General features: G+C 52.0%; 15 protein-coding genes. 9 read left to right on the top strand and 6 right to left on the bottom strand.

The window, feature by feature from the left end:
* Positions 1–156 precede the first annotated feature (156 nt).
* The 3 genes from NGM62_RS00465 to NGM62_RS00455 all read left to right on the top strand — a co-directional run bounded on the left by NGM62_RS00465 (position 157) and on the right by NGM62_RS00455 (position 1363).
* Complete coding sequence (locus NGM62_RS00465; RefSeq protein WP_262245075.1) at positions 157–426, top strand: YtxH domain-containing protein; 270 nt, start codon at positions 157–159, stop codon at positions 424–426.
* 108 nt (positions 427–534) lie between these two features.
* Positions 535–921 (top strand): phage holin family protein, encoded by a 387-nt coding sequence (locus NGM62_RS00460; RefSeq protein ID WP_262245074.1) that lies wholly within the window; start codon positions 535–537, stop codon positions 919–921.
* Complete coding sequence (locus NGM62_RS00455; protein ID WP_262245072.1) at positions 899–1363, top strand: hypothetical protein; 465 nt, start codon at positions 899–901, stop codon at positions 1361–1363. The genes NGM62_RS00460 and NGM62_RS00455 overlap by 23 nt, the downstream gene beginning before the upstream one ends.
* Here the strand turns inward: NGM62_RS00455 and NGM62_RS00450 are convergent.
* Entirely contained in the window at positions 1357–2292 is a 936-nt protein-coding gene (locus NGM62_RS00450) for a GDP-L-fucose synthase family protein (RefSeq protein ID WP_262245070.1), read from the bottom strand. The genes NGM62_RS00455 and NGM62_RS00450 overlap by 7 nt on opposite strands.
* Positions 2293–2420: 128 nt before the next feature.
* Here NGM62_RS00450 and trmB point away from each other — a divergent pair, with 128 nt between their 5' ends.
* On the top strand, positions 2421–3071 hold the full coding sequence (gene trmB, locus NGM62_RS00445) for a tRNA (guanosine(46)-N7)-methyltransferase TrmB (protein WP_262245068.1): 651 nt from the start codon (positions 2421–2423) through the stop codon (positions 3069–3071).
* Positions 3072–3093: 22 nt separating this feature from the next.
* Here trmB and NGM62_RS00440 read toward each other — a convergent pair whose 3' ends face one another.
* The 3 genes from NGM62_RS00440 to NGM62_RS00430 form a co-directional block, all read right to left on the bottom strand.
* A complete protein-coding gene (locus NGM62_RS00440; protein WP_262245067.1) occupies positions 3094–5562 on the bottom strand; it encodes a DUF5686 and carboxypeptidase regulatory-like domain-containing protein in 2469 nt (822 codons plus the stop codon).
* 204 nt (positions 5563–5766) lie between these two features.
* Complete coding sequence (gene trhO, locus NGM62_RS00435; RefSeq protein ID WP_262245066.1) at positions 5767–6750, bottom strand: oxygen-dependent tRNA uridine(34) hydroxylase TrhO; 984 nt, start codon at positions 6748–6750, stop codon at positions 5767–5769.
* Between the two features lie 75 nt (positions 6751–6825).
* Entirely contained in the window at positions 6826–7341 is a 516-nt protein-coding gene (locus NGM62_RS00430; protein ID WP_262245065.1) for a TlpA family protein disulfide reductase, read from the bottom strand.
* 129 nt (positions 7342–7470) lie between these two features.
* Between NGM62_RS00430 and NGM62_RS00425 the strand changes: the two genes are divergently transcribed.
* Positions 7471–7974: an ArsR family transcriptional regulator gene (locus NGM62_RS00425; protein WP_262245063.1), complete on the top strand. Its 504-nt coding sequence runs from the start codon at positions 7471–7473 to the stop codon at positions 7972–7974.
* A 250-nt stretch (positions 7975–8224) separates the two neighbouring features.
* Positions 8225–9085: a sulfite exporter TauE/SafE family protein gene (locus tag NGM62_RS00420; protein WP_262245062.1), complete on the top strand. Its 861-nt coding sequence runs from the start codon at positions 8225–8227 to the stop codon at positions 9083–9085.
* Between the two features lie 231 nt (positions 9086–9316).
* On the opposite strand, the gene NGM62_RS00415 is transcribed toward NGM62_RS00420, so the two are convergent.
* On the bottom strand, positions 9317–11353 hold the full coding sequence (locus tag NGM62_RS00415) for a glycoside hydrolase family 3 protein (RefSeq protein ID WP_262245061.1): 2037 nt from the start codon (positions 11351–11353) through the stop codon (positions 9317–9319).
* A 431-nt stretch (positions 11354–11784) separates the two neighbouring features.
* On the opposite strand from NGM62_RS00415, the gene NGM62_RS00410 reads away from it, so the two are divergent.
* The 3 genes from NGM62_RS00410 to NGM62_RS00400 all read left to right on the top strand — a co-directional run bounded on the left by NGM62_RS00410 (position 11785) and on the right by NGM62_RS00400 (position 15752).
* Complete coding sequence (locus NGM62_RS00410; RefSeq protein WP_262245059.1) at positions 11785–13320, top strand: SulP family inorganic anion transporter; 1536 nt, start codon at positions 11785–11787, stop codon at positions 13318–13320.
* Between the two features lie 51 nt (positions 13321–13371).
* On the top strand, positions 13372–14634 hold the full coding sequence (locus tag NGM62_RS00405) for an alpha/beta hydrolase family protein (RefSeq protein WP_262245058.1): 1263 nt from the start codon (positions 13372–13374) through the stop codon (positions 14632–14634).
* Between the two features lie 71 nt (positions 14635–14705).
* Positions 14706–15752, top strand: coding sequence for a LacI family DNA-binding transcriptional regulator (locus NGM62_RS00400; RefSeq protein ID WP_262245057.1), 1047 nt, complete (start codon positions 14706–14708; stop codon positions 15750–15752).
* Here the strand turns inward: NGM62_RS00400 and NGM62_RS00395 are convergent.
* Complete coding sequence (locus NGM62_RS00395) at positions 15694–16785, bottom strand: LacI family DNA-binding transcriptional regulator (protein ID WP_262245056.1); 1092 nt, start codon at positions 16783–16785, stop codon at positions 15694–15696. The two genes, NGM62_RS00400 and NGM62_RS00395, sit on opposite strands and share 59 nt — an antisense overlap.
* Between the last annotated feature and the right edge of the window lie 165 nt (positions 16786–16950).

Here is a 16950-nt window from a genome sequence, read left to right as displayed (position 1 = left end):
TGTGGGTATCCGCTCATGCTTCAAAATCCCTTTTCCTTTCATTTTTTTGGTTTTTGGCAAACGATTTGTGTATTTGTTTGTATATTTAACAGGACTGCATAGGGCTGGGCCCTGTGGTTAATCGTAGATTGTTCAATATATAAAAATACAGTAATTATGAATGATAACGCAAAAGTGGTAGCAGCATTGTTGACAGGTTTGGCCGCGGGCGCCGCATTGGGTATTTTGTTTGCGCCAGACAAAGGCTCCGAAACCCGTGAGAAATTAAACGACTCTCTCAAGGATCTTGGCGATGCCCTGAAAGAGCGTACCGCTGAGCAGTTGGACCACCTTAATGACTTCAAGGAGAAGATTGTTGCCGCCGTGAAAACCAAAGTCAACAAACATGAAGGCGCGGTGGAGGAAGCCCTGGAAGAACACGCCTGAATATAGAAAGGGGCTCCGCCCTAAGCCATAGTATGGCATAGCATTCGGAAAATGCCCTCGGTAAAAGGAGGCATTTACCGGTAAACATAGACCCTTGGCCAAAACCAGATGGAGGAAAAAAAATTTTCAATAAACGGGACATTTCGAAAAAGCAAAGAGTATATCGATACACGGATCAAACTGGCTAAGTTGAAGTTTGTCGAGCGCTCTTCCCGCTTGGTTGCGAGCTTGGCCACCGATGGACTTAAAGGGATACTCTTGTTATTCGTGGTTTTCTATCTGAGTTTGGCTCTGGGGTTTTTCCTGAGTGAACTATTAGGGAGCTCTGCGCTGGGGTTCTTGGTTACTGGCGGGATATTTTTGTTGCTGATTGTTGTTGTATCGGCTTTTGAACAGCCGTTGGAACGTTTTTTCATGAACCTTTCCATCAAGCGTTTTCTGCAAAAATGGAATGACGAAATAGACGAAGACGATGAGGAAGGAAAGCAAGATTAAGAATCTAGGAGATCTGCGGCTCGAAATAGCCCGCCTCAATACGCTTGCCAAGGAACAAGAGAGCTATCTCTCCGATCAGTACCGGCTTTTGAGTGAAAAAGTGGCTGCACCGGTGCGCTTTGTCAAGTCGCTCGCCACCTGGGTGCCCGGTGCCGGTATCGCCAAAGGGCTTTTTGAGAAACATAAAGATGAAGACTGGCTGAGCCGGGGGTTGCGTATCGGGCTGCCGGTGGTTCTCAACCGCTTTTTTTTGCGGAAGGCTGGTTTCCTCAAGCGGGCGTTGGTTACGCTACTTTCCCAGCAGGCGGCCGGTGCACTCAATAAAGATACCGTGGCCGGCGTCATCAGTAAAGTGGCCGACTTTATCCGGCCGGCGGCCAAGCGCCGCAAGCGGCCGCGCCACAACGACTATGGCATTCCGCCGGATAGCGAAACCTACTGATTAGCGCAGTTAGCTACAAAGTCGTCGTAAACCATCCTGATACCTGCCTCCAGCGGTGTGGTGTGGCGCCAACCCAACTTGTGTAATTTACTTACGTCCATCAGCTTCCGCGGTGTGCCGTCGGGCTTCGATCGGTCAAACACCAACTCGCCTTCATAGCCTACCACAGATTTGACCAGCATGGCCAGCTCCTTGATGGAAAGGTCCTCTCCCATGCCGATATTTATCAGTGACGGGTTGTCGTAATTCTCCATCAAAAACACACAGGCATCGGCCAAATCATCTGCAAACAGGAATTCGCGCCTTGGGGTGCCGCTGCCCCAAACCGTTACTACCGGTTGATTGGCTGTCTTGGCCTCGTGGAACCGCCGTATCAATGCCGGCAATACATGCGAGTGCTCGGGGTGGTAGTTGTCGCGGTATCCATATAGGTTGGTGGGCATCACTGATATGAAATTACAGCCGTATTGATCGTGATAGGCTTCGCACAGTTTGATGCCCGCTATTTTTGCAATGGCATAGGGTTCGTTGGTAGGTTCTAACAGGCCTGTGAGGAGATACTCCTCTTTGATGGGCTGTGGCGCTAGCTTCGGGTAGATGCAGCTCGACCCGAGGAACATCAGTTTTTTCACACCCTGTACGTATGCTTGGTGTATCACGTTGTTTTGTATCGCCAGGTTTTCGTAGAGGAAGTCGGCACGGAGGGTGTTGTTTGCCCATATACCACCCACCTTAGCAGCTGCCAGGAATACATACTCGGGTTGTTCGGCAGCGAAAAAATCTGCCACCGCCTGTTGGTTGCGTAGGTCCAGTTCACCGGAGGTTCGCAGCAGCAGGTTATCATACCCCAGGGCCTGCAGTTTCCGGTGGATAGCCGACCCCACCATCCCACGGTGGCCCGCAATGTATATCTTTGCTTTTTTCTCCATAGTCCGGATAGCGTGTTGTGCAAAGATACGACTATTTCTATTTTTGCCTGTGCGGCGTAATGTTGGTGCCGAAAAAATTGCCTTATTTCGTTAACTTAATTAAGTTTGCGCGCAATTAATTGTGTGCCATGGGAAAAGACAAGTTACGCAAATTCCGCGAGATCGATACATTTGCCAACGTATTGCAACTCGATGCGGGCAAACCGATGCGGGGCAGGTGGGCCGCCGACCATTTCGGCAACAATAGGCCCGTCGTACTGGAACTGGCCTGCGGAAAGGGCGAGTATAGCGTCAATTTGGCCAAGCTCTTCCCCCAGCGCAATTTCATTGGTGTAGACTACAAGGGTAACCGCATTTGGCGTGGGGCGAAAACCGCATTGGAAGAAGGGATAGCCAATGTTGCTTTCCTGCGCATACAGATCGAGACCATCCTGGAGTATTTTGCCCCGGGCGAGGTATCGGAGATATGGATTACCTTTCCCGACCCCCAGCCACAACGAAGCCGTGAGAAAAAGCGGCTCACCCACCCCGCGTTTTTATCAAGATACCGCCAGATAATGGAGCCTGCAGGGATCATGCACCTCAAAACGGATAACGATGGGCTATATGCTTATACGCTGGAGCAGCTGGCCAGCTTGGATGCTTCCATCCATACCCATACGGCTGATTTATACCATTCGGACCTAGTGGATGACGTGCTCAGTATAAAAACCTACTATGAGCGGAAGTACCTTGAAGTATCCAAAAACATCAACTACGTAGCGTGGGGTTGGCAATGAGTTGAAAAAGTACTTATGTGTGTTAAAACAGCCGTAACCCGATCCGGATTGCCTCTTTCCCGCTTTGACCGGTTTGATTTCCGAAAGACCGGGAGTAGCTTAGCCGGAGGCGCTGCCATTCGAGCCCGGCATGGATCTCGCCATAGTGTTTCATGTTTGGTGTATGCAGGTAATGCAGGCCAATGATTTCCTGTAGCTTGAGCTTTCGGAGTAGTGGCACCTTGCCCGTAAGTAGTGTGGCGAGGTTGTACTCCGCGTGTGCTTCCAGAAAGCTCCCTGCCGTACTATGCTGGTAGTAGTCTAACAATAGGAAGGTAGCTAATCGCTGGTCGCTGATGAGGGTTCGCGTGCCTTTTAAATGGCGATAGTCGGTATAATATAGTGACTTATCGTTGAAGAATGTGCCTACCTGAACATCAAAAGAAAGATGTCCGTATAGCCCCAGCCCCATGTCCGTTTTATGCAGCCCGATGGCCAGCAAATCATAATCTACATCGCTTCCCATCACCTGTGGCAGCCCCTTGGTGTAAGACACGGACAGGGTAGGCCAGCGCGATGGCAGATACACCCGCCTATGCGGATAAGTTTCGTATTTTATTCCGAAGTCGTAACTCATGCCCAATGATACCTTGAAAGCTTGGTTTTCTGCAAATAGGGGGGTGTCCTCGTCGGGGCTGAGCGGATTGTTGGAAGTGAGGTGCTGTTTGTTCTGTTCCCAGAATGTATAATTGGTATTATTGGGCAGCGACAGCCGGTTTTCCCATACGGCGGAGGCTGTTAAGTGTATGTTTGCGGGTAGCGTATAGCGCCATTCTGTGCCACCGAAGGTCCGCTCGTACCATTTCAGATAGTTTTGGCCGAAAAGGGTGGTGCTGAGCGTGTTGAAGAGCGTAGGCAGCGAGCCCCTGTTGTTCAAATCCTGTACGTTGCTTCCGCCATAAAGGTGGAGTTTGCTTTTTCCCAGCGGGAAGGCGGTTCCGGCATAACCATTGAACCGTTTATTTATGAATCCGTACCGTATATTGCCATATACGGTAAAGTTTCGGTTACGTGTGGTGTCGACTTGGCGGGAGTACCGTACGCCGTAATTGAGCGCCAGCCCTTCCACGCTGTTGAAAAGCAGCGACGTTGCCAGCCCATCGAAGGTGAGGAACGATCGGTTAGCCCGGTTGCGATAGGTATATCCCGTAAGCAGGCGCTGTGGTTTCAGCCGGTTGGAGATACGGTCGAGTGAGTCGAGGTATGGCTTGGACTCACGGCGGCGCTGTAGGCTGTCTTTGCGAATGTAATCCAGCTGTTCCTCTTTGGTAAGCGGCAGCGGGCGGTGTGCTGCCCAATAGGCCGAATCACGTTTGTTCACCCCTTCGCCAATCCGCAGCACTTCGTTGAATGCATCTTTCTTGATAGCTGGCGCGGTTGCGTATTCGGTGTATATCGCCGCGAAATAGCCGCCTATGCGGAAGCCGAGCAGGCCACCTACAAAATCGAAGCGGATGCTCGACGGCTGCCATTGGCTGCTGTTTATGGGGATAAATTCCTGTCGGATATCCAATGTATCCAGGATGTTGATGCCCGCAGCCTTGGTAAGCTGTAGGTTTACGCCATATATCCGCCATAGGTCATCGATGATATAAATGTCGCCTTGGTAGAGGGGCTCGCCTTTGCGGCGCGGCACTACTTCGATTTTATGGATGGTAAGATCATTCTCTTCAGTAGTGCCCAATAGGCGGTACCGGTAGTATCCAAGTGCATTATCGGCGATGGGTGAAACAAACGGCCGTGGGCTCAACCCATCGATAATGGGCTGGATATTTTCATAGAAATTGAGTTTCAAATCGGCCGCCCGATTAAAGCTGAAAGCCCGGTTGTTTCCGGAAAACTTCGAGCTGATCATTTCTTCGCGGAAATTGCCGGGCGGCTCCACCATAATCCGTGATTCGGATTCGGAAAGGTATACGATACCTGTTCGGTTTGAATCCAGTCCGATTTCGCGGCCGATTTGGTCGATATCCACACCAAGGAATCTTTTGGGTGCCTGTAGCAGCCGTTGCACTCCTTTGATGTATACCTTGGCGGTATATGGGGTGGCTTCACGGAGGTGCTTCTTGCGTTGGCGGATGGCCTGCCGGATAATAGCATAGGCTGGGTCTTCACCGTTGCCAATCACCACTTCATCCAGTAGGTATGATTCGGTTAGCAGGGTAACCTGTATATGTTTGTCGCCATCAATGTGAACAGGTTTGGCGGCTTGTTTATAGCCTACGGATCGTACCACCAGCTCATAGCTACCTTTGGGGAGGTCCATTTTGAAACTACCCTCACCGTTTGCCGAGGTGCCTGTACCCGCTGCTCCTTTCAGGTATATGCTGGCAAAGGGTACCGGTTCGCCGCGTTCATCGCCTACCTGTCCGGTGACCCGGAAAGTCTGCGCATGGGCCAGGGTCGCGATGCCGGCCAGCATAAGGATGAGCGACAATCTCCGCACAAGCATCGTCAAAACTAGCGAAATTGCTTGGGATGTTGTTGTTAATTTATGTTATTTAAGCTGGCAGGGGATCTTTGCCGTTTTTCGGGCTTCCTAAGCCGACATTTCAGATAGTTGGCTTGGTGACAAATATATATTGCGATGAGTGGGCCAACTTACCAGATAACTAAGGCTATAGCCGTCCGAAACCAAGGCAACTAAGTCAGTCAGCTATGCGGGAGGTGAATTCCGGGCGGGCGTCAAGTGGTTGCGGCGTCTTATCTTCTCGAGATTCACCGGTTGTGGCACCTTTACATAGTACCCCGTGCCATCGTATGGCCGCTTGCGCGGATGGTCCATGCAGGTGTCTGAGCAGCAGCCTTCCATTTTCCAGCCGCAGGCCTCGCATTGAGTGAAGTGTTCGTTGCACTCTGGGTTTGCGCAATTGATCATCCGGCTGGAGGTCACGCCGCAATTATGGCAGGTGGCCACCTCGGTTGGGTTTACGTGATTTACATCTACCGTTACCCGGTTGTCAAACACGTAACACTTCCCTTCGAAATCTTTTCCGCCCGTTTCCTTACCGTATTTGATGATGCCGCCGTGCAGCTGGTATACATCTTTAAAACCGCTCTTGAGTAATAAGGCTGATGCTTTTTCGCACTTGATGCCACCCGTGCAGTAGGTTAATATCTTCTTGTCTTTATAGGCAGCTAGCTCCTCGATCTTGTCTGGGAACTCCCTGAAGTTTTCGATATCCAGCGTTACCGCGTTTTTGAAGCGGCCCACATTATGTTCATAGTTCGACCGCACATCAAGAACCACCACGTCGTCGCGGTCTTTCATTTCCATAAACTCATGCGGCTCCAGGTGCTTGCCCGTTTCCTTGGTGGGATCGATAATCTTGGGGTCGCGCAGCCCAGAATGTACGATCTCGGGCTTATAGCGGCAGTGCATTTTGATGAAAGATGGTTCGGCGACCTCGTCAATCTTGAAGTCGGTTTCCGCGAAGCGCGGGTCAGCGTGCACAGCATCCATATATGTCTGGCACGCTTCCGGTGTGCCAGACACGGTTCCGTTTAGCCCTTCGTCGGCCACGATGATGCGGCCAACCAAACCCAATGATTTGCAAAATTGGAGGTGGTCTGCGGCAAATTCTTCCGCGTGGTCAATGTGGCTGTAGCAATAGTACAGCAACGTGTGGTATTTTTTCATGTCATTGATACCGCTGCAAACGGCGTTTAATGTGTTACGGCTGCAAAAGTAACGAAACCGCTTTTATCTGCAAAATTACTGCTTCAGCTTGTCCACCGCCTGCTGCAATGCGGGATCATCGGCATGTATTGCATAATAATGGGCTATGCCTCCATTGGGGTCAATGATCATGTAGCGGGGTATCCAGTTGAGGTCTATCGCCGCTGTAAAGCCGTTCTTCGCATCGCTTCCAAACCAGTAATGGTCGCCTTGTAAGTCAAACTTCCCGATGGCGTCCTTCCATTGCTTCTCCGTCCGGTCACGCGAGAAATACACCACTGGAACCTCCGGGTTTGCCGCCTGGAAGGCCTTCAGTTCGGGGAAGCCCCTGAGGCAGTCGGGGCACCACGCTGCCCAGATGTAAAGCATTACCGTTTGGCCTTTATAAGTGCCGAGCACCTCGCCGGCGGTCGTTTGTTTGCCATCGGGCAGCAAGAGCGGTTGCTGCAGGGCCTCCGCTGTAAATTCGGTTTTCAATACATCTGGAGTCTTTTGTGCCCAAGCCACGTGGGTGGCCAACAAGGTGAAAAATAAAATGCAGGTACGTATCATAACTACAAAATTACGATTTTGATTTCGTTTCTATGTTATTGCACTTGTACGTTCAGGGAGGCCTGCTAGCGGACCGCACGTCGGCTTTCAAAAAAAAGAGTACTTTTGTTGCTCGGTTTACAGACAAATATGCTCGATTCGCTCATTACCTCCAAAACCCGTTTGCGACTACTGGTGAAGTTTTTCATCAATGCCGCCAACCGGGGTCACATGCGCGGGCTGGCCGATGAGTTCAACGAATCCACCAACGCCATCCGCCGCGAGCTCAACAACCTGTCGGACGCAGGCTACCTCAAAAAGGAGGCCCAGCGCAACCGTGTCTCGTACCGGGCAAATACCCAGCACCCGCTATTTGGTTCCCTGCAGGATATCGTGCATAAATACTTGGGGTTAGACCGCATTGTGGAAACGGTGTTGCAACGCATGGGTGAGGTGGACCAGGTGGTTCTTACCGGTGATTATGCTGAAGGGCGTGATACGGGTATCATCGAAGTCACGATCGTAGGGCCCCGGCTCAATGCGGAATACTTGGAGCAGCTGGCTCCCAAGGTGGAGGATGCCATCCATCGGCACGTAGCATTTACGCTGAGCAATGAACCCCTCGATGAGGGTTTGGTGTTGTTTGAGCAATAATCCGATACACTGCCATATCCGTTTTACCCTTTCTTACGGTGGCTTCGGCATGCAGGCTGCAGATTTTTTTTCAAAATAAAAATCTACTTATTAGGTAGAAATTGTGTTGTGTTTTTATATTTGCCGGGGAATACAGTGGTCTGCAGGCTAGGAGTTTGTATGGATGGCCACGGGGACAGGATATGAATACACCTATAAATACACGTATATGAGCCCATTCGCTAGGGTGCAAGCATATTCGATTCGACGAATGAGACGAATCACTACCCGGCATATCTCTATTTGGATAGTGTTGATGAAGCTGGTGTTGGTGGCCATTGTGTTGATAAGGTACTTACCTTATGCCAGCACAAGCGATCTGGTTTTTGACGAAACCTTTTTCTGGTTTATGCTGGCCGGTTTTGTGGCACAGATGGTGGATGGTGCCCTGGGTATGGCGTACGGAGCTACATCGAGTGCTGTACTGCTTAGTTATGGGCTGTCTCCCAGGCTGGCATCAGCGGCTGTCCACACGGCCGAAATCTTCACTACCGGTGTTTCGGGGCTATCGCACATCCGGTTTGGCAACTTCAACAAGGCCTTGTTTTTCAAGCTGGTTATCCCTGGGGTTATTTTCGCTTCCCTTGGTGCATTCCTGCTGGGTTCTGTCATCCATGGCGACATCATCAAGCCGTATATCCATGGCTACCTGCTCGTGTTGGGTGTGCTGATTTTGCGGAAGGCTTTCAAAAAGAACCTCAAGACCAAAGAAAATACCAAGGGAGCACCCTTGTTGGCAGCTTTTGGCGGCTTTCTGGATGCTATTGGTGGCGGTGGATGGGGGCCTATCGTTACCTCCAACCTTATCCGTAAAGGGAACACGCCCAGCACCATCATCGGTACGGTCAATACGGCTGAATTTTTTGTAACCTATTTTACCGCGGGTGTATTGATTTACTTTACCGGTATCCATAGTTGGCAGATTATCCTCGGCCTTATCCTTGGGGGAGCGTTGGCGGCGCCCTTAGGTGCCCTTATTACCAAAAAGGTAACCAAGAAGACACTCTTCCTAGCGGTCGGTATACTTATTATCGTCACCTCCTTGTATTCCCTTTACGTGGCAATCTTCTAGGCCCGCAAGGGGATAGGAGGTGGCGGCGGGCAAAAATATGTTGGCATAGGGTTGTTATTTCAAAACTTATGCGTATATTACGGCTCGTTTGAGCTGAAGCACTAAATTTTACAAAACTATTCTGGTAAATTTCAATCATAGCGGCCATTTGGCTGTCTCAAGGATCATGTGTTTGTATGCCGTATAGCGGGTCCCGCCATCTTTTGGCGGGCCTGCCAATACGGTGTTAAGTCAATACCCTAAACCCTCGTCGAATTTAAAGAGTGCATAGTCTGCCCCTTCGGCATAGCCAGGGAGGTCTTCCTTATTGTTTTCCACTGCCGCTTCGCTGATGGGGGTTGTAAAAGGCATCTTGCCCGTCGGGTTGAACCTGCCTGCTACCACATCCAGCAGCGCTTCGGGCTGGATGCCGAAGGTGGCCAATACGCCTATGAAGCGATCTTGGGTTTGTGGGTTGAACACCTCATCGATGACAAACGGGTTGGAATAGTTGATCGCCAAGATGGTGGGTTTATTAGCGGTGAGTCCATTTACATAGTCCACATCAATTCCGCACGAGGATAGGTTAACCCGCAGGGGCGAGTCGTCGGCAGGGAATAGCGGCCGTATGGAAGGTTTGACCCACAGTAAAATCACATCCGCCGCTTCGGGCGTATCCACAAACGTAAGCCATTCATACACTCCGTTATACGCATCCGCTGCCGTGGGGATGCGATTGCTGCCATAGTCTATGAAAAAGACTTTTGTTTCTTTGGCTAGTGGTAGCTTTTTATCGGTATTGCGCAGTAGGACGACAGATTTCCGCTGTGCCTCTTCACCCGCTTTTGCAAATTCTTCTTTGCCCACGGTCAATGCTGCTGTCTCCTCATCCACATAGGGGTTTTCAAATAAACCCAGTTTGAAGAGCTCCGTCAAGAGCAATAATACAGATTCGTCAACGAGAGGCATCACCTCCGGGTGTCTTTCCAGCACGCCGATTAATTGGCTCGGATCGGCATTTCCGGCAAACATATTCGTGCCTGCATCCAGCGCTTTCAGGTAGCGCTGCTCGATGCCGAGGTCGTCCACACCCCAGGGCATCGACTCGATAGGCCCGGTATCCGAATTGATGATCCCTTTGAAGCCGAGCTCATCCCTCAGCAGGTCGCGTAGTATCCCCTTGTTGTAGGCATAGGCCACCTCCTCATATCCGGTGCCCTTGGGCAGGGAGTAGTAAGGCATGATAGACGATGTGCCTGCTTTGATTGCCGCTTTGAAAGGTAACAGGTTGTTTTCAAACTGGCCGGCCGGGAAAACGGCATTACGGCCATAGGTATAATGGGGGTCAAAGCCTTTATAGGTTGCCCCGCCGCCGGGGAAATGCTTGGTGGTGAGGGCAACTGACGAGGGATTCAATGTATCTCCCTGAAAGCCCAACACGATTGCTTCGATGCTTTGGGCCGCTAGTTCGGGGTCTTCACCAAAAGTCCCTTCAATCCGTTGCCACCTTGGCTCCGTGGCCAGGTCTGCCATATACATGTAACCTTTTCGGATGCCTACCGACACCCATTCCTGACGGGCCATATCGCCGAATTTCCGTATCATGTCCGCATCCCGCATTGCTGCCAGCCCGATCTCGGAGGGCCACATTGAGAAGCCTACAGAAGTAGATCCGGTGGCCCCCAGGGAGCCACCCGTGATGTGGTTGCGTGGGTTGGGTGCAAATAAAACTGGGATACCCAGGTTGTCGTCCTCTGCTAGGGCCTGCACCTTATTGGCCCATTTGGCCATGGTATCTGCGGGGGCCGATGTGGTGCGCCAGATGAAATGCCGCAGTTTGTGTTCTAAAATTCCCTTTGTGGTACCTATGGTATTCATGACCGGGTGTGGCAGGGGCTCGCCTGTGAACTGGTTTTTGTCTACTACCACATCGTTTTCATTGAACTCCGCCGTAATCGGCCCGGTCTGCTGCACCTGTGGCGCCATAATGGATACCTCATTGGTCATCATCATATCAGCGATCAGCATCATGCCTGCTTTCTCTTCCAGCGTCATCCGCTGTAACAGGTCTTGGCTCCGCTCACGGGACGAGAGCCTCCAGTCTTCATAGGGGTCGAGTTGGCCGTTCTTGTTGAGGTCCTTAAATTGCTTGCCATTCTGTTCGATGGTTTTCACTGTTCTCATGCCAAGCTGCGGCTGGTTGGTGCCACCCGTTTGGGAAGTCCCCGAACAACCCACGATTGTCAAAATGGAAACGCCCATGATCCCGATTTTTTTCATTGTGTCCATAATTGAATTTCTAAATAAAACATCCACCATAACGTGTTGTGCCTGTCCGTTGACAGTGAGACTAATGTCAATTTTAGTGCCTGCCTGGCCTGTGCCTATAATAGTGGTGTCGTAATTTATCATGGTGTCGGGTGAAAGAAATAACAACGAATGTCGCAGAAGGTGTTAACTGGAAGTCGCTATTCTAGCCGCTGGTAGCGACGATGGCGTCGCCTGACTTCCAAACAGAGATGACATTCAACGAGAGCGGTCCCTTTCGTGTCCAGTGTTTCGATGTCGTCGGTCATCCCGACGGAACCACTTATCACTACCAGCTGAAGAAAATCAAATAGGACCTCGATCGTTCCATCATCAGGAATCCGACCGGAGTTACCGGTATCCCGATATGGGGTGCCGGTTTTTCGTTACCTTTGCGCGCTTAACGTGTCAGCATGAAAGCATACCTCCGCATTTTTGATTTCACCCAAAAGGTCAACTACAAAACAGAGATCCTGGCGGGGCTCACCGTGGCCATGACCATGATTCCTGAGTCGCTTTCGTTTGCCATCCTGGCCGGGCTATCGCCGCTCACTGGCCTGTATGCCGCGTTCCTGATGGGCCTGGTCACGGCCATTCTCGGTGGCCGGCCGGGCATGGTGTCGGGCGGTGCCGGCGCCACCATTGTGGTGCTCATCGCGCTCAGCAAAGCCCACGGTGTCGAATACCTGTTTGCCGCCGTCGCCCTCGCGGGGCTGTTTCAGTTTCTGGTTGGCATATTCCGCCTCGGTAAATTCGTGCGACTCATCCCGCAGCCCGTCATGTACGGGTTTCTCAATGGCCTTGCCGTTATCATCTTTATGGCACAGATCGAGCAGTTCAAGGTGACCGACGGCGGCATCACCACGTGGCTGTCGGGTACGCCGCTGTATGTTATGGGTGGGCTTACGCTGCTCACCATCGGTATCGTGCTGGTTGTGCCGCGCCTCACCAAAGCCATCCCAGCCTCGCTCATAGCCATCCTCGTCATTTTCGGCCTCGTACTCGGCTTCGGCATCGAAACCAAAACCGTGGGCGATATTGCCAGCATCGAGGGCGGTTTTCCCGCGTTCCACATCCCCATGGTGCCATTTACCCTGGAAACCCTGCAAATCATCTTCCCCTTCGCGCTGGTCATGGCCGGTGTGGGGCTGGTGGAGTCGCTGCTCACCCTCTCCATGGTCGATGAGATTACCAATTCGCGCGGCAGCGCCAACCGGGAGGCCCTGGCACAGGGTACGGCCAACGTGGTCAACGGGTTTTTCGGCGGCATGGGCGGCTGTGCTATGGTGGCGCAAACGCTGGTCAACCTCAATGCCGGTTCGCGCGCCCGGCTGGCCGCAATTGTGGGCGCCCTTACCATACTGGTTATCATTCTGGTGGGCGCGCCGGTCATCGAGCGCATTCCCATGGCGGCGCTGGTGGGCGTTATGATCATGGTAGCCATCGGCACGTTTGAGTGGGTATCGCTGCGCATCATCAACAAAATGCCCAAATCCGACATCTTCGTGGGCATGCTGGTGGCCGTCATCACTATTGTGCTGCACAACCTGGCCCTGGCGGTGCTGGTGGGGGTCATTGTGGCGGCGTTGGTGTTCGCGTGGGACAATGCCAAGCGTATCCGTGCGCGCAAACACATCGATGCCACCGGCGCCAAGGTATACGAGATTTACGGGCCGCTGTTTTTCGGTTCGGTGGCCGCTTTCCTCGAAAAGTTCGATGTCGAAAACGACCCGCACGATGTGGTCATCGATTTCAGGGAAAGCCGCGTAGCCGATATGAGTGCTATTGATGCGCTCAACAAGATCACCGCCCGGTATTCGGCCCTCAATAAAACCGTGGTATTGAAACACCTGAGTCCCGACTGCCGCAATAAACTGAAGAAAGCCGAAGGCGTCATCGTGGTTACGATGGCCGAAGACCCTACCTATAAGGTGGTGGCCGATAGGTAATTCCTCATTCGCCGCAAAAGCTTATATTTGGCGAACTAACATCGTTGAACCATGAGATTCGTCATTATCCTGCTCTTCGTAGCCATCAGTGCCATGGTGTTGGCACAACCCAATTACGATGAGGCCAAAGTACCCGCATATACTTTGCCCAATCCGCTGGTGACCGAACGTGGGAAGGCCATCAAGCGGGTCTCCCAATGGGAGAAACAACGGCGGCCCGAAATCCTGTCGCTGTTTGCCCAGCACGTATACGGCCATACATTGGGTGGCGATGCCGCCACGTATGAGGTGATTGCCGTGGATAAGGGGGCACTCGATGGTTTGGCTACCCGCAAGGAGGTGGCCATTTACCTCTCCGCCGACAAGTCGCGTCCCATCCATGTGCTCATCTACCTGCCAAATAGCCGGACCGGTGCGGCACCCGTATTCATGGGGCTCAATTATGGCGGCAACCAGGCCGTTTCGACCGATCCCGGTATCCGCATCATTACACGGTGGACCCGTTTTGCCAAGCAACCCGGTTTCCCGGAAGGATATGCCAATGAGCAGAGCCGTGGATTTTATGCATCGCGGTGGCCCATTGAATACATCCTTTCGCGTGGCTACGGGGTAGTCACCGCCTACTATGGCGACCTGCAGCTCGACCGGCCTGACATCGACTCGATGGACGATAGTTTCCACCGCTGGTTTGCCGGGCAAACGGGTGTACAACGTGATAACAGCAGCTGGGGTGCCATCGGTATCTGGGCATGGTCGCTCTCCAAGATGATGGATTACGTGGAAACGGATGGTGATGTGGACAGCAAGCGGGTGGCGGTAGTCGGCCACTCGCGGCTCGGCAAGACCGCACTTTGGGCCGCTGCGCAAGACCAGCGATTTGCCATGGCCGTTTCCAACAATTCGGGTGAAGACGGTGCAGCCATCGCGCGGCGGGAGTATGGTGAGCGCATTGCCGACCTCAACCGGTCCTTCCCGCACTGGTTCAGCGGGAATTTCAAGCAGTTCGACGGCAAAGAGAGCCAATTGCCGGTAGATTTCCATGAGTTGCTCAGCCTTATCGCCCCGCGGCCGTTGTACGTGGCGAGCGCCTCGGAAGACCTGTGGGCCGACCCGAAGGGTGAATACCTATCGTTGTACCACGCCGGGCCGGTGTACCGCTTGTATAAGCAGCCAGCTCTCCAGGAGGCTGAGCCGCCGGCTGTAGGCGAGGTCAGGGTGGTTGGCCCACTGGGCTACCATAATCGTCCCGGCAAGCACGATATCAATATTTACGACTGGGAACGGTATACTGATTTTGCAGATAAAAATCTTTAATTGACCTGATGGTTTAAATTTGCTTTTTCCAGCAAAATAACGTTGCTTTGACCGCAAGCTGATTATAGAGAATGACACCGAAGAAACCGAGATCAGAAAATAGCATAGTAGACATTGCAAAAGCATTAGGTATATCCCCAGCTACCGTTTCCAGGGCACTGAATAACAACCCACGCATCAGTGAGGCGACTCGGAAGCGGGTAAAAGCGATGGCCCAGGAAATGGGGTATAGGCATAACAGCATGGCTTCGTCGCTGCGTAATCGACGCTCCAATATCATCGGGCTGATCGTTCCCCGGATATCCATGTATTTCCATTCTTTCTTTATCACCTCTCTGCAGCAGCAGTTACAGGCTGCAGGATATAACCTGATGATCTGCCAATCAAACGACTCGGTGAACCTAGAGGAGGAGCTGGCGAACACCCTGTATTCGGCCCGGGTGGACGCGCTTGTGGTGTCGCTTGCCCTGTATACGGAAGATACGGCCCATTTCGCTGGGTTTATCCGACAGGGTATCCCGGTGGTATTTTACGACCGCGTACCGGCGGAGGCCGATAGCGGCGCCTACATTGTGAAGGGCGACGACTATCGGGGCGGATTGTTGGCTGGCAATCACCTGATGCAGGCTGGCTGCCGGCGGATAGCCTATGTCAGTGGCCCACTTACCTGTAGTATCTATCGGGAGCGGACACAAGGATTCGTAGATGCATTGGCTAAGGAGGGCGTTACGCTGAGGGGTAAGTGGGTCTATCATCAGGAGTTGACCGCTGAAAATGCGTGGAGTAGCCTGCGTCGGATATTTGAAGATGCCGAACAGCCCGATGGGATATTCGCGGCGAATGATACCACGGCTATTGCTATTGTAGAGTTTGCGCGCGAGCGGGGTATCCGTATCCCGGAAGATTTGAAAATCATTGGTTATTCCAACGATCCGAGGACAGCTATTATCTCGCCACCTATCACGTCGATCGAGCAGTATCCGAGCGCGGTGGCCGATAAGGTAGCACAAACACTGATTGGTGCCCTGCAGGGGCCTGCCGGGAACCAGACGGCTGTTATTATGCCTGGTGAACCAGTGGTGTGCCCGGTCGATTTGGTAAGGCGTATGACGACGTAGATTCTGCAATGATGCGCGATGATTCTCGGATGACCAACTCGGGCTTCAACACTTCATATCGATAGGACTGCAGCTGTCCCCGGTTGGCAAACCGATCGAGCAGTATCTTGGCCGACAACATCCCCAATTCATAAACAGGCTGCCAAACCGTAGATAGCGAAGGGAAGTAATACTGTGCGTAAGATTCATCGTCAAACCCGACAAGGGAAATGTCGTCGGGCACGCGGTATCCATTTTCCCGTAGCACGTGGGTGGTGCCGATGGAGACCGCATCATTGACGGCAAATATCGCGTCGATTTTTTCATGTCGGTCCAACAATTGTGTGGCTGCTTCCACACCATCATCTGAGGAGAAACCATTACTGTAAACAATTAATTCGGACCGGATAGGGATATTGTTGTCGTAATGTGCATTAAGGTAGCCGTCGAGCCGCTGTTTGAATGTGGGGATGGCGATGGGGCCGGCAATGTGGGCTATTCGTTTGCAGCCGGTTTTGATGAGGTATTCCACAGCCTGATAAGCACCGTCGTAACTATCGACCAATACCTTGTCTGCCTCGAAGCCGGGGCAGTCCCTGTCAAAAATGACCAAGGGGATACCGGTTTTTTTGAGCCGCTCAAAATGTTGGAATGAGTTTGTGCGGAAAGTGGGTGAGATCAACACGCCGTCTACACGAGATAGGGCCATATCTTGCAGTAGTTTCTCCTCTTCTTCGAAAGATTCACCCGATTGGCAAATCAATAGCTTGTAACCCGCAGATGAGACCATGTCTTGTACGCCGCTTATTACGGTTGCAAAGAAATAGCTGGTGATTTCGGGGACGAGAATCCCGATGACGCCCGACCGCTTATTCAAGAGGCTTAGTGCCAAAAGATTGGGCTGGTAGCTATACTTCTCGGCGAGTCGTACCACGTTACGTTTGGTCTTGGCACTGATAGAGGGATGGTCATGCAGCGCACGTGACACGGTGGAGGGAGAGACCCCCAATTGGTTCGCGATATCGACGATAGTCGTTTGCCGGGTCTGTTGCATAAGGATTTACAATTAGTGCCGCTAATTGCGACTTCCCTAAGTTCGTGAAGATATTCTAGATAACCAAATTATGTGCGTCTTTCCTGTTACGCAAACCTTTGCGTGGTGATAAAGCCCCAACCCCTTGATTTATCGATTAAAAAGCGATTAGTTTGTTTCGACAAT

It is taken from the genome of Parapedobacter soli (assembly GCF_025460835.1).
Classification (GTDB): Bacteria; Bacteroidota; Bacteroidia; order Sphingobacteriales; family Sphingobacteriaceae; genus Parapedobacter; species Parapedobacter soli.
The sequence above is the reverse complement of the archived record's forward strand: the minus strand, read 5'-3'. Positions and strand labels throughout refer to the sequence as shown.